We start from the raw sequence: 22471 nt of genomic DNA on the forward strand, positions 1-22471 counted from the left end.
CTCAGAGCACGTCGAAGCGGTTGCGTCCGGATTCCTTGGCCGAATACAGGGCGTGGTCGGCGTGTTCGAGGATCTCGTCGACGGGTTCTCCGGGCTGCGCGAGGTGGCCCCCGGCGCTGAAGGTCACGGGCGTGTCCTCGGGGGTTTCCACTCCGGCGGCGGCCTCGATGAGGGCCTGACCCATGGCGGACAGGCGTTCCGGGTCGCAGGGATGCAGCAGGACCAGGAATTCGTCGCCGCCCCAGCGCGCCACCCGGTCGTCGGGGCCGAGAAATTCGCGCAGCCGTTCGGCGACCCGGGTCAGGGTGACATCGCCCTCGGCATGGCCGTGGGTATCGTTGAGCGGCTTGAAGTGGTCCAGGTCCAGATAGATGACCCCGAACGGCTCGCCGGAATGCCGCGCGCGCTGGGCATGGTCATCCAGCAGCTCGTCCATGCCCCGCCGGTTCACCAGTCCGGTCAGCGGATCCTTGCGGGCCATTTCGTGCAGTGCCTCGGTGCGCTCGCGGACCTTGGTCTCGAGGTTGCGGGTCTGGTTGCGGATGGCCTCCGCCATGCTCTGGTAGTGCCGCATCAGGCGGCCGATCTCGCCGCGCGCCTCGGGCAGTTCCACCGGGCGCAGGTCGCCGGACTGGATGCGTGCCATCGCCTGTTCCAGCGCGGCCACCGGGCGGAAAATCAGGCGCTGCAGGGCCATGTGCAGCAGGACCAGGACCAGGGCCAGGGTAAAGCCGAAGACCACCAGCACCGGCGTGAAATGTCGTACCGGCATCACCTCGTCGAGATCCAGCAGGGTGATTTCGTACCAGTCGAGAGTCGGCAATCGGGCGATGCCCGCCAGCTGGCGCTGCCCGTCGACCTGGACGAAGTCGGTGCGCACCTCGCCTTCCGGGTCGGACAGATCCCGCAGTTCGTCCATCATGGAGCGGATGCGCTGGTGGTCGCGGGGACGGTCGACCAGGCGTTCCACCGTGCTTTTCTGACCCTCCGGCTGCACCAGGCTGGCGAATTCGATGAACTCCGGATCGCGGTAGAGCTGGATGGCGCCGCTGAAGTCGGCGAACACCGTGGTGATCCCCGGCTGCTCGATGTCGACGATGTCGCGCAGGATGCCGTCCAGTTCCAGGCCGGTCCCGGTCATGCCCAGGATGGAGCCGTCGCGGTCGCGGATCAGCACGTCGATCCACAGCTTGGTGACCCCCAGCTCGGTGTCCGGATTGACGTTGAGATGGAAGTCGCGTTCCTCCTCGATCAGGCGGAAGAACCAGGCATCATCGGGGTCGTCGGGGTCCAGGTGATAGCGCAGCGGGTCGTCGGCGAATTCGTCGTCGGCGTTGTTGTGGTAGTAGGCGCCGTTTTCGCGCAGGGCCACGAAGTAGTTTTCGTCGCGGAAATTGCCGCGAAAGCTCTCCATCTCCTCGATGGCGGCCGCCTCCCTGTCGGGGTTGTCGGGTTCACGGGCGAACCGGAGGATGGCGGTGGAGTCGGCCAGCTGGTGCGACAGGGCGATCTCGCGTTCCAGCGGCTGCTGCAGGCGGGCGCTGTCGTAGCGCACCTGGATCTCCGCGACGTGCTTCCCCCACTGCTCGATGATGCCTTCGGCAATGCGCTCGAAGGCGAACCAGACGCCGACCAGCCCGACCAGGAGCAGGGCGCCGGCGAGCATCAGGAAGCGGCTGCGCAGGCTCATGCCGGGGGCGGGAAGGGAGATGGGGGACCGTGCATGGTTCAAGTTTACCAGAGGGTCACGCGGTCCGTTTGCGCGCCAGCGTCAGGCCGTCGCCGATCGGCACCAGCGACAGATCCACCCGCTCGTCCCGGTGAACGAACCGGTTGAATTCGCGGATCGCTACCGTGTCCTCGCGTTGATCGCTGCGGTCGGCCACGGTGCCGTGCCACAGGGTGTTGTCGATCATCACCAGGCCCCCGGGCGCCAGCAGGGCGAGGCAGTGTTCGTAGTATTCGCGGTAGCCGGTCTTGTCGGCGTCGATGAAGGCCAGGTCGAAGGGCTCGACCGCGGGATCTTCTTCGCGCAGGGCCTGCAGGGTGTCCGCGGCCGGTCCGAGGCGCAGGTCGATGCGGTCCTCGACGCCGGCGCGGCGCCAGTAGCGGCCGGCGATGTCGGTCCATTCGCGGCTGAGATCACAGGTCACGATCCGGCCGTCGGCCGGCAGGGCCTCGGCGATGACCAGGCTGCTGTAGCCGGTGAAGGTGCCGATCTCCAGGTAGCGCCGGGCACCCGTCAGCCGGGCGAGCAGGGCCATGAACTGCCCCTGTTCCGGGGCGATCTGCATGCGCGCCTCGGGCAGGGCTGAGGTCTGCGCACGCAGTTCTGCCAGCAGCGGCGATTCGCGCAGCGAGGCGTCGAGCAGATACGGGTGGAGTTCGTCGTCGAGTCCGATGGAACGTGTCGACATCGCAGCCTCCGGGTCATGCGGACCGCGCCGCGCGCAGGCGCCGCAGTACGCGCAGGGGGTGGGTGGCGGCCAGGACCAGGGCGATCAGCGCCGCCCATTCCAGCCAGTGCGGCAGCCATTCGGTGGCGGCCTCGACCCCGGTCAGCGGATCGAATCCGGTGTACGCCAGGGCCAGATCCAGCAGCAGCCCCAGGGCAATGGTCGACCCCATAATCCCGACGAGGTAGCGAACCAGCGCGGCATTGCCCATCTCCCGACGATAGACACCCAGGGTCGCCATGCTGGTGATCGGCGCGGCCAGCAGGAACACCAGCACGGTCCCGGGCGAAACGCCGGCCACCAGCAGGCCGGCGGCGATGGGCGTGGCCGCCGTTGCACACAGATACATGGGGATGCCCACCAGCGCCATCAGGAGCATGACGGCCGGCCCGCTGCCGTACGCGGCCAGCGCATCCGGCGGTACGGTGGCCAGCAGCACGCCCGCCACCAGCAGTCCGAGCACCAGCCACAGGCGGATGTCGTCGAGGATGTCGCCAAAGGCGTAGGCCAGGCCGCCGCGCAGTTCGGCCAGCCGACCGGGGCCGGCGCCGGGCGGCGCGGCCTCCGTGTCGCAGGCGTCTTCGCAGCCATTCCCGCAGCTGCTGCCGCAGGCGTCGCCGCCGACATTGTCCGGGCCGGGGGCGGGCGGCGACTGGCGGGCGAGGCTTCCCGCCCCGACCAGCAGACCGGTGGCCAGCGCGGTGACCACCGCGCCGAGCCCCCGGACCACGGCCATCAGCGGTCCCAGCAGGACGTAGCTGATCGCCAGCGAATCGATCCCGATGCCGGGGCTGCCGATCAGGAAGGCCGTGGCGGGGCCGCGTCCGGCGCCGCCACGGTGCAGGGCCAGCGCGGCCGGGATGGCGCCGCAGGAACACAGGGGCAAGGGCGCCCCGGCCACCGCCCCGCGTGCCGTGGCCCCCACCGAGGATCCCCCCAGCCAGGCCTGCAGGCGTTCCTGAGGCAACAGGGCGCGCACCAGGCCGGCGACCGCCAGCCCCGCCAGCAGCCAGGGCGCGGCGGCGAGCGCGAGTTGCAGGGTGGCCTGAAGGATGTCGCTTGCCATGAGTCCATCCTTCGCTGTGTGCCGCGCGGGTGCAAGAGCGACCAGTGCGGGTGGCGGTTCGGCACCGCCCGGCGGGAGCGGCTACACTGCCGCCCATTCACGCAATGCAACGAAAGGAGATGATAATGACGGGATACGCACTGGCGAACGTGCTCCACGTCCTGGCCGTGGTGATCTGGGTGGGCGGCATGTTCTTCGCCTGGGCCATCCTGCGCCCGGCGGCCAACGCGGAGCTGGATGACGCCGCGCGTCTGCGCCTGTGGCCGGCGGTGCTGGGGCGGTTCTTCCCCTGGGTGTGGGCCTCCATCGCGGTGGTTCTGGTGACGGGCTTCTACCTGATCTTCGGTGTACTCGGCGGCATGGGCGGGGTGCATCCCAGCGTGCACACCATGCTGCTGCTGGGCATCATCATGATGCTGATCTTCGCGCACATCTACTTTGCCCCGTATCGTCGCCTGAAGCAGGCCGCCGAGGCCGGGGACGTTGCAGAAGGCCTGCGCCGCATCGGCCAGATCCGCCTGTTCGTGGCGATCAATACCGTGCTGGGCCTGGTCACCGTGGCCGTGGGCTCCGGCGGCCGGCTGCCGCTGTAAAGCGCGTTCAGGGGCCCGGCCCGGAGCGCAGGCGCGGGTGCCAGACGAGTTCCGGCGCCCGCGGCGGTTCGCACTCCACCACTGCGTTCTGCTCGAATTTTTCCAGCCAGTGGTCACGGATCGCCGGCGGGAGGTCGGGGATGCCGAAGCCGGGTTCTTCCGGCCATTCTCCGTCCGGATCGCCGCTGGTGGCCGGCCAGGCGGGCCGTCCCGCGCTGGTGATCGTGGCCCGCAGCTGTTCCTGGCGCCGGGCGTTCTCCGTCGCACCGGACGGCCGACTGAAGGGGTTGTGTGCGGTGATCAGCGTGATCCGTGCATGGCCCCGTGCGCTCAGCTGGCGCGCCAGTTCCGCGTGGGGCTCGCCAATGCGCAGGTCGAGGGTCGTGGCGGCGGTATGCAGGCTGCCGGTAGGGCCCGGCGGCAGCTGCACGCGGTAGTGCGCCGCGGCGTACACCTGCTCCAGACGCCGGATCTCTGCGTTGTCTCCGGGGGCAGACGATCCCCCGCTGCTTGTCTGTTCGGTCATATCGCGGCACTCTCGAGGTTGCACCTGCACGGCAGGCGATTCGACAGGGGGAGCGGGATGTCGGTCAAGCCATGGATCCAGCGGGGCGGGACGTGAGCCGCGGGCCGGCCCCCGGTCGGCTCCCCGGGCGGACTTCGCATCTGACCGGGGCCTTTCTGCTGGTCCTGCTGCTGGTGGCGGCGGTGGCGGTGGTCAGCTGGTTGCGCGTGCAGCAGCTGCAGCAGGAGGTCCAGTCTCTGGCCGCGGAATACGTGCAGCGGGTGGACAGTGTCCACCGCATGCGCGCGCTGGTGCGCGAGCGGACGCTGCGCGCGACGCTGGTCCTCAGCACCGATGACCCCGCCATGCAGGACCAGTACCGCCAGGAATTCCGTGATCTCGCCCGCCGCTTCATCGAGGCGCGCGACGAGGTGGATCGGACGATCGACGATCCCCGCCATGCGCGTCTGCTGGCGGAACTGCGCGAGATGACCGCGGTGGGGGCGCCGCTGATGAGCGAGATGATCGACCTGGCCCTTGCCGGCGGCCGTCAGGAGGCGTTGCCGACCCTGTATTCCCGCATCATGCCGGCGCAGGAGCGCACCCTGGAGCAGATCGAGCGCCTTCTCGCGGCCCTGGAACAGCAGAACGCGGCGGACATTCGCGCGATGGTGCGCCAGCACGAGGATACCCAGCAGGTCATGGTGATGGCCTCGGGCGTGGCCATGCTGCTGATCGCCGGCATCGGTTTTCAGGTGCGCCGGCGCATCCGCCAGGATCATTCGGCGCTGCAGGAGGAGCTGGTGCAGCGCCGCCGGGCCGAAGCGCGCCTGCGCGAGACCCAGGCCGGGCTGGAGGCCGCGGTGGCACGGCGTACCGCCGAGCTTGAGGATGCCTCCGCGCGTCTGGAAGAGGCCCAGCGCATCGCCGGTGTGGGGTACTGGGACTGGGGCATCCGCGGCGAGCAGCTCAACTGGTCGACCAATGTGTTCGAGCTGTTCGGTCTGGATCCCGAACGGGACACGGCCGGTTTCGAGGCCTACATGCACGCCATCCATCCGGACGACCGGGTCCGGGTGCGCCAGGGCATCAACGCCGCGCTGGCCGAGGGCAGCCATTATCACCTGGAGCACCGGGTCGTGCTGCCCGACGGCGGGCTGCGGCACGTGCGGGTGGAGGGCGAGATATCGCGTGATGCTGACGGGCGCCCGCAGCGGGTGCTGGGCATGGTGCGGGACATCACTCGCGACAAGCAATCCGAACAACGCCTGTGGCATCAGGCCCATCATGATTCGCTGACCGGACTGCCGAACCGCAGCCTGCTGCAGGAGCACCTGCGTCAGGCGCTGAGCCGGGCGCGGCGCAACGGCACCCGTCTGGCGCTGCTGGTCTGCGACCTGGACGGCTTCAAGCCGGTCAACGACCGTCTGGGTCACGATGCCGGTGACGTGGTGCTGGTGACCGTGGCCGCGCGCCTGCGCAGCGGGGTGCGCGAGAGTGACGTGGTCGCCCGCGTGGGGGGCGACGAGTTCGTCCTGCTGCTGGAGGCTGTGGGCGGACCCGAGGACGTGCGCGCCGTGGGACGCAAGCTGCACCAGCGTTTCGCCGAGCCGGTGGAGATCAATCAGGAGGCGGTACGCGTGGGTTTGAGTCTGGGGGCGGCGATCTATCCCGACGACGGCGAACGGGCCGAGGAGCTGCTGCAGCAGGCGGACCACGCCATGTACGTCGCCAAGAACGGTTCCGGCCAGGAACTGGTGCTGTCGGATCAGAGGTAGGGGGTCAGCAGCCGGGCGGCGCCGTCGCGCAGGCGGATCGGCAGCGGGCGGCGGTAGACCTCGGTAAGCGTGAGTTCGCGCGAGTCTTCCAGCAGCTCGTCGGCCCACTGCGTCAGGCGTCCGCCCAGCCCCGGGTCGTAGCATTCCAGGTTGAACTCGAAGTTCAGGCGCAGGCTGCGCGGGTCCCAGTTGGCGGAGCCCGCCAGCACCCATTCGCCGTCGACCAGCATGATCTTGGAATGGTTGAACGGCGGCGGGGTCAGCCACAGGCGGCAGCCGCGTTCCAGCAGTTCCGCCTGGCCCGGCTGGCTGGCCCATTGCACCAGCCGCAGATTGTTGTGTTCCGGCAGCAGGATGTCCACGCGGATCCCGCGCAGTGCGGCGGCCTTGAGCGCCCCCACCAGGGCGTGGTCGGGCAGGAAATAGGGCGTGGCGATCACGATGCGCTCGCGGGCCTCGGCGATCGCCGCCTGCAGGGTGAAGTTGAGGACCTCGAAATCCTCGTCCGGGCCGTCGGGCAGCCCGCGGCACAGCAGGGCACCGCCGTCGGCGTCCAGCGGCGGGAACCAGGTCTCGCCCTTCAGCTGTTCGCCGGTGGTGAATTCCCAGTCCTCGGCAAACACCCGTTGCAGCTGGCGGCAGACCGGCCCGCGCACGGCGAAATGCAGATCCTGGATGGGGTGACGTCCGGGGTCGCTGGGGCTGTGCCCGCGGCGGATATTCATGCCGCCGGTGAAGCCACGATACCCGTCGATCACCAGCAGCTTGCGGTGATTGCGCAGGTTGAAGACCGCCAGGCTGCGCGGGATGTGGTGCACGGGCAGGAAGGGGGCGGCGACGAGCCCGGCGCGGCGCAGATGGCGCAGGGTGTTGCGGCGGCTGTAGCGCACCCCGATGCCGTCGACCAGCACGCGCACGGCCACACCGCGTTCGCGCGCCGCCTGCAGGTGCCGGATGAAACGCTGGCCCTGAGTGTCATAATCGAAGATGTAGGTGGCCAGGGTGATGGAATGTTCCGCGCGATCGATCGCCTCCAGCATCGCGCCGAAGGCCTGGTCGCCGTCGAACAGCGGTTCCATCGCGTTGCCGCCGGTCAGGCGGAACGGGCTCAGGCGGTCGCCGCTGTGTACCAGGCGTTCCCAGCGCGCCGGCGGCGCGGGGCGTGCCCCTTCGTGCGGCTGCAGCCCGGACAGCAGGTGCCCCTCGCGCAGGGCATGCGCACGGCGCCGGATGCGGTTGACGCCGAACAGCCAGTAGAGGATGGAGCCGGCCAGCGGCAGCAGGAAGATCAGCCCGACCCACGCGATCAGCATGCCGGTGTCGCGCCGCTGCAGCAGGGCGTGCGCGGCGGTGGCGACGGCGATCGCGAGCGAGACGACGGCGAAAACACTGGCGGCCCAGCCGCTGTCGAGCACAGCAGGTCTCCCGGTGACGGTGTGGCGTGGCGGCGTTGTGGATGAACCGCCGCAGGCCCGCTACAGTACGCGGGCCGGGCGGCAGCTTAAAGATTTTCCCCGGTGCCCGCCACGGTGGCCCGCGGGAATCCAGCCCTGTCGCCCTCCGTTTCGCTCCCCGGCCGAGAATCGCGCATGAGCCATTCCCTGACTCCCGAATCGTTCGCCAATGGCGAGCAGCTGCCGCTGAAGGATTTCACCGAGAAGGCGTACCTGGATTACTCCATGTACGTGATCCTGGACCGCGCCCTGCCGCATATCGGCGACGGGCTGAAGCCGGTGCAGCGGCGCATCATCTATGCGATGAGCGAACTGGGGCTGTCCGCCACCGCCAAGTACAAGAAGTCGGCGCGTACCGTGGGCGACGTGCTCGGCAAGTTCCATCCGCACGGCGATGCCGCCTGCTACGAGGCGATGGTGCTGATGGCGCAGCCGTTCTCCTACCGCTATCCGTTCGTGGACGGGCAGGGCAACTGGGGCTCGCCGGACGATCCCAAGTCCTTCGCCGCGATGCGCTACACCGAGTCGCGCCTGTCGCGCTACGCCCAGTTGCTGCTCTCCGAGCTGGGGCAGGGCACGGTGGACTGGGTGCCGAACTTCGACGGCGCGCTGGAGGAGCCGAAGATGCTGCCGGCGCGGCTGCCGAACGTGCTGCTCAATGGCGGCTCCGGGATTGCCGTGGGCATGGCCACCGACATCCCCCCGCACAACCTGCGCGAGGTGGCCGCGGCCTGCGTGCACCTGCTGGAACACCCGAAGGCCACGGTGGACGAGCTGTGCGAGCACCTGCCGGGGCCGGACTTCCCCACCGAGGCGGAGATCGTCACCTCGCGCGCCGAACTGCAGAAGCTCTACGCCACCGGCCAGGGGTCGGTGCGTGCGCGGGCGCGCTACGAGCGCGAGGGCGACGATATCGTGGTCACCGCGCTGCCGCACCAGGTGTCCGGGGCGAAGCTGCTGGAACAGATCGCCAGCCAGATCCGGGCGAAGAAGCTGCCGATGATCGAGGACCTGCGCGACGAATCCGATCACGAGCACCCGACCCGCCTGGTGATCACCCCGCGTTCGAGCCGCGTGGACATCGAGGCGCTGATGGCGCATCTGTTCGCCACCACCGACCTCGAGAAGAACTACCGCGTGAACATGAACGTGATCGGGCTCGACGGCCGCCCGCAGGTGCGCGATCTGCCCGGATTGCTGCGCGAATGGCTGGAGTTTCGCATCGAGACCGTGCGCCGGCGCCTGCAGTGGCGCCTGGAGAAGGTGCAGGCGCGGCTGCACGTGCTGGAAGGCCTGCTGATCGCCTATCTCAACATCGACGAGGTGATCGCGATCATCCGCGAATACGACGAGCCGAAGCCCGAACTGGTCAGCCGCTTCGGCCTCAGCGAGACCCAGGCCGAGGCGATCCTGGAACTCAAGCTGCGGCATCTGGCGAAGCTGGAGGAGATGAAGATCCGCGGCGAGCAGGACGAGCTCTCGCAGGAACGCGACCAGCTGGAGAAGACCCTGGGGTCCGAGCGTCGCCTGCGGACCCGCGTGCGCCAGGAGATCGAGAAGGACGCCGCCGACTATGGTGACGAGCGGCGATCCCCGCTGGTGGAACGCGAAGCCGCGCGGCCGCTGGACGAATCCGCGCTGGTGCCGGCGGAGCCGCTGACCATCGTGCTTTCGGAAAAGGGCTGGGTGCGCGCCGCCAAGGGCCATGATGTGGACGCCCGCGGCCTGAACTACAAGGCCGGCGATGCCTTCCGCGCCGCGGTCGCCGGACGCAGCAATCAGCCGCTGGCGTTTCTCGACTCCACCGGCCGCGCCTACACCCTGCAGGCCCACAGCCTGCCGTCCGCGCGCGGTCAGGGCGAACCCCTGTCGGGCCGGGTGAACCCGGCGGAGGGGGCGCATTTCGTCGGCATGGCGACCGGCGCCGGCGAGGATCGCTGGCTGCTGGCCACCGATCATGGCTATGGTTTCATCACCCGGCTGGAGGATCTTCTGGGGCGGCAGAAGGCGGGCAAGAACGTGCTGACCGTGCCGGCCGGGGCAGCGGTGCTGCCGCCCGTCGCGGTGCCGGATCCGGAGAACGACCATCTGGCGGTGGTCACGACCCGGGGCTACCTGCTGGTGTTCCCCGCGGCCTCGCTGCCGGAGCTGGCCCGCGGCAAGGGCAACAAACTGGCCGGGATCCCGGCGGCGTCGCTCAAGGACGGCTCGGAGCGGGTGCAGGAGATCGTGGCTCTGGCGCCGGGTGACACCCTGGTGGTGCATGCCGGCAAGCGCTTCAAGGCCCTGGCGCCGGCGGAGTGGGGCGAGTATGTGAGCGAGCGCACGCGGCGCGGGCGGCAGCTCCCGCGCGGCTACCAGAACGTCGACCGGCTGGAAGTGCGGCGCTGACGGACGCGGCCGACAGTTCCCGGTCCGGGGCAGGTGCCCCGGGTCAGGAGCCCCGGGCGTTGCGTTCGCTGCGTTCTTCGGAGGGTCTGGCCCGATGGCTTGATGCGGGGGTGATCAGGGCGCAGGCTTCGGCCTCCGGCAGGGGGCGATGGTAGAGGAAACCCTGGCCCACCGGGCAGCCGAGTTCGTGCAGCAGGGCGGCGTCCTCCGCGGTCTCGATGCCTTCGGCGACGGTTTGCAGGCCGAAGCCGCGGCTCACCGCGAGAATTGCCTCGAACAGGCCGCGCATGCCGGGGTCGCTGGCAATGCCGTCGACCAGCGCGCGATCCACCTTGACCGTGGATACCGGCAGCCGGCGCAGATAGGCGAGCGAGGAATAGCCGGTGCCGAAGTCGTCGATGGCGATGGACACCCCGAGGTCGCGCAGGGCGTGCAGTTCGTCCAGTGCATCCTCCAGGTTGTGCATGATCGCGGTCTCGGTGATCTCGACCTCGAGGCAGCCGGGCGGGGTGCCGGTGTGCTCCAGCGCCGTGCGTACGGCCTGGGTCAGGGTGTGGCCACGCGCGGTCAGGGCCTCGAACTGGCGGGCGGAGACGTTGACCGCGACCGGATAGCACTCGCCGGTGGCGGCGCGCCAGCGGGCCGTGGCCGCCAGGGCCTCGTGCAGGGCCCACTCGCCCAGGTTGACGATCGCGCCGGTGGTCTCGGCGACGGGGATGAACTCGCCGGGCGAGACCGGTCCGAGCTCGGGGTGTTCCCAGCGCATCAGGGCCTCGAAACTGACCACGGAATCCATGGCCAGATCGATCTTGGGCTGGTACAGGAGGGACAGGCCGTCGCCGTTATGGGCGTCGGCCAGGTCGTGTTCCAGCCGGTGGCGCCGGCGCGCGGCCTGCTCCAGCTCCGGGACGTAGGTGAGCCAGGGGAGTTGCCGCCGGTCGGCCCTGGACAGCGTGAGCATCAGCCGGCGGATCAGTTCGCCGGTGTCGTGGCCGGCTTCCGTGGTCCGGGCATGTCCGGCCACGATCTCCGGGCGGACCTCGTACTGGCCGATGCGCAGCGTCCGGGTGCTGCTCTCCAGCATGGCCTGCAGGGTGTCGTCGGGCAGACCGTGTTCGCTGGCGGCCAGCAGCAGAAAGGTGGACCCGCCCCACAGTCCGCACAGCGCGGTGTCTCCCGCCAGTGTCTCCAGGCACCCCTGCAGGCGCTGGCCCGTCTCGCGCAGCATCAGGTCGGCGGCCGCGTGCCCCTCCAGACGTTCCAGCGGCTCGTGTCCTCCCAGACGCAGCATCACCAGATCGATCACCGGGATCCTCGGGTCCTGCAGCCATTGCTCCAGGGTTTCCAGCAGCGCCGCGCGGTTGGGCAGGTCGGTGGCCAGATCGTGGTGGGCCAGGTATTCCAGATCGCGATCCTTGCGCTGCAGGGTCAGGGATTGCGTCTCGAGGCTTTGCGACAGGTCCTGCACCTCGTTGTGCGTGGCGTTGTGCAGGGCCCGCACCCGCAGCAGGTTGTTGATGCGTTGCACCACCTCGGAGGCGTCGAACGGCTTGGTGATGAAATCGAGGGCGCCGCCCGCCAGCGCCTGCTGGCGGGTGTCGGGGTCGATCTGGGCGGTCAGCACGATCACCGGAAGCCAGTCACCGTCCTGGAGTTCGGCGTTGAGGGTCTCCATGACCTGGTGGCCGTCCATGCCCGGCATGCGGATGTCCAGCAGCATCAGGTCGCGCGGGTCCTCGCGCCAGGACTGCACCGCCTGCTGCGGACGGGTCTCGCCCCGGACATGCTGAAAGCCGGCGTCCTCCAGGATGGTGGTCAGAAGCTCCACGTTCATCGGGTTGTCATCCACGATGAGGATGCGGGCTTCGGTCTGGGACTGGTCGGGTGTGAGCATGGCGGCGTGGCGTTCGTGGGTCAGTCGTCGGTCGGGTTCAGCAGCCGGTCCAGGCTGCGCATGAAGGCCGGGATATCCAGCGGCTTGGTCAGATAGTCCTCGAAATCGGGATTCTGGTTCCCTTCACCGGCCTTTTCACGGGTGGCGTCCGCGCTCAGGGCGATCAGTGGTATGTGCCGGGTCTCCGGCCGCGACTTGAGCACGCGGGCCGCGGCGGTGCCGCTCATCCCGGGCAGATGGACGTCGAGCACGATGAGGTCCGGCAGCCATTCGCGCGCGGTGATCAGACCCTGTTCGGCACTGCCGGCGACGCGCAGTTCGGTCCGGCCCCGGTTGCGCAGCAGTTCGCGCATCAGTTCCACGTTGGCCAGGTTGTCTTCGATATACAGGATCCGCCGGACGGCAGCCGGGGCGGCACCGGTATCGGCATCGGCATCGCCGGCGTGGCCTTCGGCGGGGTCCGGCGGCGCGCGATCGGGCGCGTCGGCCGCCGACGATGGCTGGCCGAGGGGCAGGCGGATGCGGAAGCAAGAGCCCTCGCCCTCGGTGCTGGAGAAATCGAGTTCGCCACCCATGCGCGTGGCGAGCTCGCGCGAGATGACCAGGCCAATGCCGGTGCCCTCGACGCCGCCGCCTTCCTGTTCCAGGCGTTCGAATGGCTGGAACAGGCGTTCCTGGTGTTCCTCCGGGATCCCGTAACCGGTGTCATGGACCTCCACGTTCAGCATGCCGTGTTCCGGATCTCGCCCCGGATCGGCAGTCGCGTCGTTGCGCTCGGCCTGCACGATCACGTCCACCCGGCCGTCGGGCCGGTTGTACTTGATGGCGTTCGACAGGAGGTTGATCAGGATCTGACGGGCGCGGGTCGGGTCGGCGTGCACCGTCGGCCAGGCGGTCGCGGGGTCGGGGTGGTGGAGCGCCACGCTGCGTTCCTCGGCCAGCGGCCGGACCATGTCCAGGGCTTCCCGCAGTACCGCGCCGATCGCGGTGGCCTCCGGCGACAGGGTCAGGCGGCCGGTCTCGATGCGCGAGAGGTCGAGGACATCGCTGATGAGACTGAGCAGGTGGGTGCCGCTCTCGCGGATGTGGCCGACCTGGCGGGCCTGGCGTTCGCTCAGCGGCTCGCGCGGGCTCTCCGCGAGCAGCTGGGCGAAGCCAAGGATGGAGTTCAGGGGCGTGCGCAGCTCGTGCGACATGTTGGACAGGAACTGCGACTTGGCCCGGCTCGCGCGTTCGGCCTCGTGCATCGCCCGTTCGAGCTCCTTGCGGTCGCGGCGGCGCGCCTCGCGGTCGCGCAGGGCGCGGATCAGGATCGCGTAGGTCGCGGAGAACGGGGCGAGGAAGTCGGCCAGTTCCTGGTCGTAGCCGCCCGGGCGGTCGGCGATGCCGAACATGCCCACCAGCTCGTCGCCGTGGTAGAGCGGCATGCCGAGATACGGGCCGAGTTCCGGATGCCCTTCGGGGAGGCCGCCGGCGCGGGGGTCGGTCATCACGTCGTCGGAGATCAGCATGCGGCCCTCGTGCATGACCCGACCGATCAGGCTGTTCGCCCCGCACAGCCGCATGTCGCCGCTGAGCAGTTCCTGATAGAGCCGTTCGGAGGCATCACTCCAGGCCAGGTTGGTGATCGCGTGGATCTTGAGACACGGCTGGCCGTCGTGCCATTCGGTCTCGCCCATGAAACCGTAGTGACTGTCGGTCACCTGCAGCAGGGTGTCCAGCAGGAACGGCCAGACGTCCTCGGCGGAGTCGGTCTCCATGTACTGCGTGGTGGCCAGGCGCATGGCCTCCAGCAGATGCTGCTGGCGCTGCTGCTGCGCGGTCGCGTTGCGGTAGGCGTCGATGTCCTGGACGATCCCCAGCAGGTGTCGCGGGCGGCCACGGTCGTCGCGTTCCAGATCGCCCTGGGCGCGCAGCCAGCGCGGCGGCGAGGTGCGGATGCGGAATTCCACGTCCAGCGGAGTCCCCGAGGCCAGGCTTTCGTTCAGCGCTCCCTGGACGCGGGGACGGTCCTCCGGCAGCACAATGTCGGTGAGGAAACGCGGATCCTGCAGCGCGGGATGCTCGGCGCCTTTGGTCAGGGCGGCGGCCTCCGGGGTCCAGTCCAGCTCGCCGGTGACCGCGTCCACGCTCCAGTTGCCGATGCGCGCAAAGCGCTGCGACAGGCTGCGACGGCGTTCCGCCTCGCGCAGGGCATTCTGCGCATGGGTGATCTCGCTGAGGTCGTGGGCGACGGTGATGACGCCCTCGGAACGCCCGTCCTCGCCGACCAGCGGGGTCTTGATCAGTTCCAGTTCCCAGCTCCGGCCGTTGTGCTCGAAATGCAGCGGCTGGGTGCGGGTCTGGCCGGTGGTCATGACTTCGTGGTCGAGGCCGCGGGCATAGTCGGCCACGTCGGCACTGAAAAGATCGTGGGCCGTGCTTCCGAGGGCCTTTTCCGGCGCGAAGCCCAGCAGTGGCTCGCAGGCCGGGTTGGCCACCACGTAGCGGCCGTCGGCGTCGCTGGCGTAGATCGGATTGGGGGCCCCGCGCAGCACCGCGTTGAACAGGCGGCTTTCGCGCAGTTCGCGTTCCTGGGCCTCGTGCAGTTCGGTCAGATCGTTGACGATGCCGATGTAGTGTTCTCCGCCGTCGATCCGGATGGAGGAGACCGCGAGCTGCATCGGAAAGGTGTGCCCGTCGCGATGCAGGCCGCGGACCTCGCGGTCGATCCCGATGATGCGCGCCTCCCCGGTAGCCTGGTAGTGGCGCAGGTAGTCGTCGTGCTGGCTCGCCCAGGGGTCCGGCATGAGCATGGACACGTTGTGGCCCAGAACCTCGGCCGCGGAGTAACCGAACAGGCGCTCGGCCGCGGGGTTGAAGCTCTCGATGAGGCCACCGGCGTCGATCTGGATGATGCCGGCGGCCGCGGTCTCGAGCACGGCGTGCAGCTTGCGGCTCTGGTGCTCGTGTGCGGAGCGGGTGGCGTCATAATCTCCGCGCAGGAACTCGGTACGCAGGATGTGCCCGGCGAGCCCGGCGAAGTCCTCCAGCGCGCGGATCCGGTCCGCATCGAACCGGCGCGGCCGGGTATCCATCACGCTCAGGGTACCTACCGCGAGGCCGTCTTCCAGGGTCAGCGGTATCCCCGCATAGAAACGCACGCCCGGCTCGCCGGTGACCAGCGGGTTGTCGGCAAAGCGCGGATCGTCGGTCGCGTCGTCGACGATGGTGGTGTGCTGCGGGGTGGCGATGGCATGGGCGCACAACGAGACCTCGCGCGGTATGCGGCGGTGACAGGCGCCGTAGGCGCCCAGCAGTCGCTGGTGGTCGTGGTCGATCACCGAGACCACCGTGATCGGGACCTCCAGGCGTGCCGCTGCCTGACGCAGCAGCGGCGCGAACAGGCGCTCGCCGTCGGTCTCCTCGAGCAGGAGACGGCGCACGCCGGCCAGTCGCCGGTCTTCGTCTTCGGGGGTGGGGGGTGCCCGCATGCGTGAACCTGGGCGGAAAATGGTTTACGGAGGGATGATACGTCATGCAGGCGACGGTGTGTGTGGCCGGGACTTGAACCCGCGTGTATCGCCCCTATCTAATACACCGTCCGAAATGCCTGATTCCACCCGCAACGGAGAACGAGTTCATCCGATGAAACGCATACTGCTGTTCCTGGCCACCAACTTCGCCATCCTGATCGTGCTCAGCATCACGCTGCGCATCCTCGGGGTGGAGAGCATCCTCGACGAGCAGGGGGTCAACCTCGACCTGACGGCCCTGCTGATCTTTGCCGCGGTGTTCGGTTTCGGCGGCTCGTTCATCTCCCTGGCCATCTCCAAGTGGATGGCGAAGAAGACCATGAAGGTCCAGGTGATCGAGAAGCCTTCGAATGCCACCGAGCAGTGGCTGCTGGAGACCGTCCAGCGCCAGGCGAAGCAGGCGGGCATCGGCATGCCCGAGGTCGGGATCTACGATTCGCCGGACCCCAACGCCTTCGCCACCGGCATGAGCAGGAACAACGCGCTGGTCGCGGTCAGCACCGGGCTGATGCAGAACATGGGGCAGGGCGAGGTCGAGGCCGTGCTGGGCCACGAGGTCGGCCACGTGGCCAATGGCGACATGGTGACCCTGGCCCTGATCCAGGGCGTGGTGAACACCTTCGTGATCTTCCTGTCGCGCGTGATCGGGCACTTTGTCGATCGCGTGGTGTTCAAGAACGAGTCCGGTCACGGCCCGGCGTTCTGGATCACCGCCATCGTGGCCGAGATCATCCTCGCGATCCTGGCTTCCATCATCGTGTTCTGGTTCTCGCGCCAGCGCGAGTTCCGCGCCGACCGGGCCGGAGCCGAACTGGCCGGGCGCGAGAAGATGATCGGGGCGCTGGAGTCGCTGGCGCGGGCATCCGGCCGGCCGGTGGACATGCCGGATCAGATGGCCGCCTTCGGCATCCGTGGCGGCATGGCGCAGGGCCTGAAGAAGCTGTTCATGAGCCATCCGCCGATCGAACAGCGCATCGCCGCGCTGCGCGCCGGGGCCTGAGGCAGGCCCCGCGCCGGGGTTCATCCGGCGAGCACGTGATCGGCGACGAACGGATTGCGCCGGCGCTGCTCGCCGAAGGTGGACTCCGGTCCGTGGCCGGGGATGAAACGGACGTCATCTCCGAGTGGCCACAGTTTCTGCGTGATCGACTCGATCAGTACGCGCCCGTTACCGCCGGGGAAATCGCTGCGCCCGATCGCGCCGTTGAACAGCACGTCCCCCACCAGCGCCAGCCGCGCGGACGGGCTGAAGAACACCACATGCCCCGGGGTGTGTCCCGGGCAGTGCAGCACCTGCAGCCGTTCGTTCCCCAGCTCCAGGGTCTCTCCGTCGTCCAGCCAGCGGTCCGGGGTCAGCGGCGCGATTTCCGGAAATCCGAACATCGCGGCCTGCTGCGGCAGCTGCTCGAGCCAGAACGCGTCCTCGCGCTGCGGGCCGATGACGGGCGCGCCGGACAGCCGTGCCAGCTCGGCCGCGCCGCCGGCATGATCCAGGTGGCCGTGGGTCAGCAGGATGGAGTCCAGTTCCAGGCCCTGATCGCGCACGCGGGCCAGCAGGGTCGGGGCCTCGCCGCCGGGGTCGACCCAGGCGGCGCGACCGGTTTCGTTGCACCAGATCAGGGTGGCGTTCTGCTCCAGCGGGGTTACCGGAAGGGTGCAGTGTTCAAGCATCGGGGTATCGCTTCGCGGCGAACGCGTCGGGACGGAATAGTTGTGCGGCGTATGCGTCTTACGGGTGTGCAGATCGCAAGCTTAGGAGAAAAACCGGTCCGGCGCGACCGCTTTCTGTTCGTCGCTCGCGGGAAGTGCTTGACAGGAAAATCCTAATATTAGAAGATCTGCATACGCTGAATGTTGTCCCCCCTGACAGCATCGGCGGACTCCTCCATCCTCCTTTGGTGGTTTTCTTGGCGCGGGCTCTGTCCCGCGCTTTTTTTTGCCCGTTCGCATCGTCCGGCCGGCGCGCCTACCATGGCGGCATGCCCGCCCCCGGTTCCCATCGATCATGACGCGACGCCTGAACAGCCTGCGCAACGTGGTGGTGATGTTCATCCTGCTGCCGCTGCTCCTGCTGGTGGGGGCGGTGGTCGCGCTGGGCCTGCAGGAATTCCAGACGCAGATGGAAGACCGCATGCAGGACGACATCGAGCTGGTTGCGCGGGCGATCCGTCTGCCGGTGTCCACGGCGATTGTTGAACAGGACGTGGCCGCCGTTCAGGAGTCGCTGGACTCGCTGTTCCAGATCGACGAGGTCTTCGGGGTGTACGTCTACGACGCGCGCGGCGAGCTGGTGGCGACCTCCGGGCCGCCCAGCCCGTCGCTGCGGCATCGGGGAGAGGCGCAGGCGATCAGCGAGACCGGAACCCTGGGCGCTTTCGACGAACATCGCGGGCGGGAGGTTTTTTCGTTCTTTCTGCCGCTGGCGGACCATGCGGGACGAATCGTGGGCCTGCTCCAGGTAACCCGTGACGTGTCTCCGTTTCGTGCCTACGTCTCCCAGCTGCGCTGGCAGGGCGCGGTGCTGACCGGGGCGGTGACGGTGCTGTTCCTGGCCCTGGTGCTGGTGGGGTACCACCGGGCCGTGGGGCGCCACGTCGAGCGCCTGACCGGGGTGATGCACGACATCGGCGAAGGGGTGCGCGGCGTGCGGGCACCCGAGGCCGGGCCGGCGGAGCTGCGCCATGTCGCGGCGACCATGAACGGGATGCTGGAACGGCGCGAGGCGTCCGAAGCCGCGCTGGAGGCGCAGCGGGCCGAGCAGCGAGCGCTGGAGGAAAAACTGCGGCATTCGGAAAAGCTGGCGGCGATTGGCCAGCTGGCGGCCGGGGTGGCGCACGAGCTGGGAACCCCGCTGGGGATCATCGCCGGACGCGCCCAGCGGGCCGCCCGCCGTCTGGCCGAGGACGACCCGGCGCGCAAGGAGATGCAGGAGTTGCGGGCAGAAACCGAACGGGTGGAGACCATCGTGCGGCAGCTGCTGGATTTTGCCCGGCGCAATCCGCTGCAGCGCCGCAGCGTGAATCTGGATGAACTGGTCCGGGAACTGGTGGATCGCGTGCGCGGTCGGGGACATTGTCCGGACGTGCAATTCGAGCTGGAAGGCGCGCCCCTGCAGGTGGAAGCGGACCGGCTGCGACTGGGCCAGGCGCTGGAAAACCTGATCGAGAACGGCGGGCAGGCAGCCCGGTCGCGCGTGCGGATCACCTGGGGCGTGGAGGACGGGCAGGTCGAAGTCACCGTGGCCGACGACGGCCCGGCCGCCGGAGGCGGTATCGATGCGGAGGCCGCGGAGCGCCTGTTCGAACCCTTTTTCACCACCAAGCCGGCCGGAAAGGGTACCGGTCTCGGGCTGGCGGTGGCCCAGGTGGCGATGGAGGATCATGGCGGGTCGATCGCGCTGGATCGTTCGGCCCCGGGTGAGACCCGTTTCGTGATCCGGTTTCCCCGGGCTGCGGATGCCGCGGGAAGTGCCGCGCGGGATGGAGAGGATGGAACATTGCCGGAGGAGGGTGCATGACCAATCCGGAGTCGGTGCTGGTGGTGGAGGACGATCGCGGTCACCGGGATCTGCTGGTGGAGGAGCTGCGCGAGGCGGGGCATGACGTGGTGGCCGTGGGCAGCGCCGAAGAGGCGATGCAGGCCCTGGGCCAGCAACCCTTCGGCCTGGTGGTCAGCGATCTGAGACTGCCGGGCGAGGATGGCTTTCGCGTGCTGGAAGCCACGCGCGAGGCGGTGCCGGAGCCCGGTTTCATCATGCTCACCGGCTTCGGAACCATCGACCAGGCCGTGGCCGCGCTCAAGGCGGGGGCGGATGATTTTCTGACCAAGCCGGTGGATCTCGATCATCTGCGGCTGGCGGCCGACCGGGTGATCGAGGCCCGGCGGCTGAAGGCCGAGGTGCGCCAGTATCGCGAGCTGCTGGCGGCCGGCGAGGGATTTCACGGCATGCAGGGGAACAGTCCGGCGATGTTGCGGCTGTTCGACCTGATCCGGAGGATCGCGGCTTCCGATGGATCGGTGCTCATCACCGGTGAGTCCGGTACCGGCAAGGAGCTGGTGGCGCGTGCGCTGCACGCCGAGAGTGCTCGCCACGACGGTCCCTTCGTTGCCCTGAACTGCGCCGGCATCCCCGAGAGCCTGCTGGAATCGGAACTGCTGGGGCATGTCGCCGGGGCTTTTTCCGGGGCCAGGGGCGCGCGCCGCGGCCTGTTCCGCGAGGCCGACGGAGGCACCCTGTTTCTCGACGAGATCGCCGAGATGCCGGTGGCGATGCAGAGCAAGCTCCTGCGGTTGCTGCAGGACGGGCGCGTGCGTCCGGTGGGCGGCAACGAGGAGGTGGACACCGACGTTCGCATCGTGGCGGCGACCCACCAGGACATCCCGGGGCGCATCGCGCAGGGCGAGTTCCGCGAGGACCTCTACTATCGGCTGGAGACCTTTCGTATCGAGATCCCGCCGTTGCGCGACCGGGGCGAGGATATCGAACGCCTGGCCCTGCAGTTCCTGCGCCAGCACGCCCTGGCTCACGGGCTGCCGGAGCGCCGTCCGAGTCCCGAGGCGATGCGGGCCCTCCTCCACTATGCCTTTCCCGGCAACGTGCGCGAGCTCTCCAGTCTGATGGAACGCGCCGCGACCCTGTCTTCCGGTGACCAGATCGAATTGCGCGACCTGCCGGAGCGGGTGCACGCATCGGCATCCGGCGGGACACCCGCCGGTACGTCCCCAAGTGACGGCGCTCCCGGAGCCCGGGACGCCCACTGGCCTTCGCTGGCCGAACTCGAGACCGATTACATCCAGCGCGTGCTGGAACACTGCGAGGGCAACAAGCAACGGGCAGCGCGCATGCTGGGGATCGGCCGCAAGACGCTTTATCGGCGGCTCGGCGAGTCCGATACGAACTGAGCCCTTTCCCTTGCGCGGTGTGTCATGCGGACGCGGTGACACGTTTCATTGCGACCCATGTGTCGAAAAGAAACAGTTCTGATCTTCTTTCTGTTCTCCTCCCGGCCGCACGGACGGCCTTCATATCTCTGATTGAAAAGATATTTTTTTGTGTTCTGAATGTTGGCCCGTGGGTTGCATCATGTGACTTGTCCGTAGCGAAATCCGCAAACCACAGGAGGTCGCATGACGACTTTCCGCAAAACCGCAACGGCCATGGCGCTCGGTTCGGTGCTGACCCTCGGCTTTTCCGGGGTGGCCGCGGCCCAGGCGGGCCAGGGCGGTGCCCCCGCCGGCGACATGCCTCCCGAGGCCGGAACCCCGGGGCAGGGCCAGCCGCCCGAGCCGCGGCAGGACGCACCGGCACCGCAGGATGCCCCGCCACCCGGCGGGAGCGGCCAGGGCGGGGGGCTTCCGCCGGGCGGGACCGGACAGGAACGCGGGCTCCCGCCCGGCGGGCAGCCCCCCGAACCGCAGACCGGCCCGCAGACCGGACCGGGGCAGCCGGATCGGCCGCAAGGTGCGCCCCCCGAGCCGCGTGACGCGCCGCCGGGGAGCATGGAACCCGAGCGCACGGATCCGCGTGGCGGTGCCACCGGCCAGCAGATGCCGGCCCCGGGCGAGCGGCCCGAGGGCGAGGCGATGCCCGAGCCCGGCGAAGACCCGCGGCAGGGCACGGAGCGGGACTGGTAGTCCGGCCCGCAGATCATGATTTTCGTGAATACAGACCGTCGTAAAGACCAAGGAGCAAACGCAATGATGAACTTTCGCAAGACCGCAATGGCTTTCGCCCTGACTTCCATGTTCGCCTTCGGTGGCGTGGCCTCCGCCCAGATGGGTGGCGGCGCCGAGGGCGGTGCTCCGCCGGAAGGTGGCGCCCAGGGCGGTGCTCCGCCGGAAGGTGGCGCCCAGGGCGGTGCTCCGCCGGAAGGTGGCGCCCAGGGTGGTGCTCCGCCGGAAGGTGGCGGCGCCCCGATGCAGCAGGAGGCCCCCGAGGTCGACCTGTCCGATGAAGACATCGACACCTTCGTCGAAGCCTTTGTCGGTGTGCAGGAGGTCCGCGAGGACTTCTCCCAGCGCCTGCAGGAAGCCGAGGACGAGACCGAGGCGCAGCAGATGCAGCAGGAGGCCCAGGACGAGATGGTCGCGGCCGTGGAGGATGCCGGCATGACCGTTGAAGAGTACAATGAGGTCGCCATGGCCCTGCAGAACGACCCCGAGCTGATGCAGGAGGTCCAGCAGCAGGCCGAAAGCGCCATGTAAGCCCGCAAGGGACAGGCATGCGCTGACGGGGCCGTCCTTCGGGGCGGCCCCGTCTTTTTGCGCGATCGCTCGTGGGACCCTTGAATGACGGGGTACAACACGGTATTCTTTCGCGCTTTCTGAATCGCCCCGACATCGGAGCATCGATACATGAGCACCATCAGCGCCAAGCCGGCAGAAGTCGAACGCGACTGGTTCCTTGTGGATGCCAGTGACAAGACCCTCGGTCGACTCGCCACGGAAATCGCGCGTCGGCTGCGCGGAAAGCACAAGCCCGTCTACACGCCGCACGTGGATACCGGCGACTACATCGTCGTGATCAATGCGGACAAGATCCGGGTCTCGGGCAACAAGGCCTCCGACAAGATGTATTATCGCCATACCGGTTATCCGGGGGGCATCAAGGAGGCGAACTTCTCCCAGATGATCGAACGTCATCCGGAGAAGGTGCTCGAGCTGGCCGTCAAGGGCATGCTGCCGCGCAACCCGCTCGGCCGGTCGATGCTCAAGAAACTCAAGGTGTATGCCGGAACCGAGCACCGGCATGCGGCCCAGCAGCCGCAGCCGCTGGACATCTGATCCGCGGCGCCGCCAACCAGAAACAGGGAAATCGAT

Annotated in this window: 17 protein-coding genes; 9 read left to right on the forward strand and 8 right to left on the reverse strand. The window is 68.7% G+C overall.

Features of this window, described 5'->3' with window-relative positions; genetic code table 11:
• Nucleotide 1: 1 nt before the first annotated feature.
• The 3 genes from D893_RS10145 to D893_RS10155 are packed head-to-tail and all read right to left on the reverse strand — an operon-like array spanning nucleotide 2 to nucleotide 3522.
• Nucleotides 2–1690, reverse strand: a complete 1689-nt coding sequence (locus tag D893_RS10145; protein WP_110619722.1) for a sensor domain-containing diguanylate cyclase — start codon at nucleotides 1688–1690, stop codon at nucleotides 2–4.
• Between the two features lie 55 nt (nucleotides 1691–1745).
• On the reverse strand, nucleotides 1746–2417 hold the full coding sequence (locus D893_RS10150) for a class I SAM-dependent methyltransferase (protein ID WP_110619723.1): 672 nt from the start codon (nucleotides 2415–2417) through the stop codon (nucleotides 1746–1748).
• Nucleotides 2418–2430: 13 nt separating this feature from the next.
• The gene (locus D893_RS10155) at nucleotides 2431–3522 is read right to left on the reverse strand and encodes an SO_0444 family Cu/Zn efflux transporter (protein WP_024328538.1); all 1092 of its coding nucleotides are present in this window, start codon (nucleotides 3520–3522) and stop codon (nucleotides 2431–2433) included.
• A gap of 125 nt (nucleotides 3523–3647) precedes the next feature.
• Here D893_RS10155 and D893_RS10160 point away from each other — a divergent pair, with 125 nt between their 5' ends.
• A complete protein-coding gene (locus D893_RS10160) occupies nucleotides 3648–4115 on the forward strand; it encodes a CopD family protein (protein ID WP_024328539.1) in 468 nt (155 codons plus the stop codon).
• Nucleotides 4116–4122: 7 nt separating this feature from the next.
• Here D893_RS10160 and D893_RS10165 read toward each other — a convergent pair whose 3' ends face one another.
• Complete coding sequence (locus D893_RS10165; protein ID WP_024328540.1) at nucleotides 4123–4569, reverse strand: DUF3293 domain-containing protein; 447 nt, start codon at nucleotides 4567–4569, stop codon at nucleotides 4123–4125.
• Nucleotides 4570–4712: 143 nt separating this feature from the next.
• Between D893_RS10165 and D893_RS10170 the strand changes: the two genes are divergently transcribed.
• Complete coding sequence (locus tag D893_RS10170) at nucleotides 4713–6398, forward strand: diguanylate cyclase (RefSeq protein WP_110619724.1); 1686 nt, start codon at nucleotides 4713–4715, stop codon at nucleotides 6396–6398.
• Here D893_RS10170 and cls read toward each other — a convergent pair.
• Nucleotides 6389–7813: a cardiolipin synthase gene (gene cls, locus D893_RS10175; RefSeq protein WP_018946454.1), complete on the reverse strand. Its 1425-nt coding sequence runs from the start codon at nucleotides 7811–7813 to the stop codon at nucleotides 6389–6391. The two genes, D893_RS10170 and cls, sit on opposite strands and share 10 nt — an antisense overlap.
• Nucleotides 7814–7987: 174 nt before the next feature.
• On the opposite strand from cls, the gene parC reads away from it, so the two are divergent.
• A complete protein-coding gene (gene parC, locus D893_RS10180) occupies nucleotides 7988–10243 on the forward strand; it encodes a DNA topoisomerase IV subunit A (RefSeq protein ID WP_110619725.1) in 2256 nt (751 codons plus the stop codon).
• Between the two features lie 43 nt (nucleotides 10244–10286).
• Here the strand turns inward: parC and D893_RS10185 are convergent, their stop codons facing one another.
• Both D893_RS10185 and D893_RS10190 read right to left on the reverse strand, forming a co-directional pair.
• Nucleotides 10287–12137 (reverse strand): EAL domain-containing protein, encoded by a 1851-nt coding sequence (locus D893_RS10185; protein WP_110619726.1) that lies wholly within the window; start codon nucleotides 12135–12137, stop codon nucleotides 10287–10289.
• 20 nt (nucleotides 12138–12157) lie between these two features.
• Nucleotides 12158–15610, reverse strand: coding sequence for a PAS domain S-box protein (locus D893_RS10190; protein ID WP_110619727.1), 3453 nt, complete (start codon nucleotides 15608–15610; stop codon nucleotides 12158–12160).
• A 154-nt stretch (nucleotides 15611–15764) separates the two neighbouring features.
• Here D893_RS10190 and htpX point away from each other — a divergent pair, with 154 nt between their 5' ends.
• A complete protein-coding gene (gene htpX / locus D893_RS10195; RefSeq protein ID WP_018946450.1) occupies nucleotides 15765–16652 on the forward strand; it encodes a protease HtpX in 888 nt (295 codons plus the stop codon).
• Between the two features lie 20 nt (nucleotides 16653–16672).
• Here the strand turns inward: htpX and D893_RS10200 are convergent, their stop codons facing one another.
• Nucleotides 16673–17323: an MBL fold metallo-hydrolase gene (locus D893_RS10200; protein WP_018946449.1), complete on the reverse strand. Its 651-nt coding sequence runs from the start codon at nucleotides 17321–17323 to the stop codon at nucleotides 16673–16675.
• A 334-nt stretch (nucleotides 17324–17657) separates the two neighbouring features.
• Here D893_RS10200 and D893_RS10205 point away from each other — a divergent pair, with 334 nt between their 5' ends.
• The 5 genes from D893_RS10205 to rplM all read left to right on the forward strand — a co-directional run bounded on the left by D893_RS10205 (nucleotide 17658) and on the right by rplM (nucleotide 22435).
• Nucleotides 17658–19169 (forward strand): ATP-binding protein, encoded by a 1512-nt coding sequence (locus D893_RS10205; RefSeq protein ID WP_110619728.1) that lies wholly within the window; start codon nucleotides 17658–17660, stop codon nucleotides 19167–19169.
• A complete protein-coding gene (locus D893_RS10210; protein ID WP_110619729.1) occupies nucleotides 19166–20554 on the forward strand; it encodes a sigma-54 dependent transcriptional regulator in 1389 nt (462 codons plus the stop codon). The genes D893_RS10205 and D893_RS10210 overlap by 4 nt, the downstream gene beginning before the upstream one ends.
• A gap of 225 nt (nucleotides 20555–20779) precedes the next feature.
• Entirely contained in the window at nucleotides 20780–21286 is a 507-nt protein-coding gene (locus D893_RS10215; RefSeq protein ID WP_110619730.1) for a hypothetical protein, read from the forward strand.
• Between the two features lie 66 nt (nucleotides 21287–21352).
• A complete protein-coding gene (locus D893_RS10220; protein ID WP_110619743.1) occupies nucleotides 21353–21856 on the forward strand; it encodes a DUF4168 domain-containing protein in 504 nt (167 codons plus the stop codon).
• 150 nt (nucleotides 21857–22006) lie between these two features.
• The gene (rplM, locus tag D893_RS10225; RefSeq protein WP_018946445.1) at nucleotides 22007–22435 is read left to right on the forward strand and encodes a 50S ribosomal protein L13; all 429 of its coding nucleotides are present in this window, start codon (nucleotides 22007–22009) and stop codon (nucleotides 22433–22435) included.
• The last annotated feature ends 36 nt before the right edge of the window (nucleotides 22436–22471 follow it).

It is taken from the genome of Thioalkalivibrio sp. ALE21 (assembly GCF_003208255.1).
GTDB lineage: Bacteria > Pseudomonadota > Gammaproteobacteria > Ectothiorhodospirales > Ectothiorhodospiraceae > Thioalkalivibrio > Thioalkalivibrio halophilus.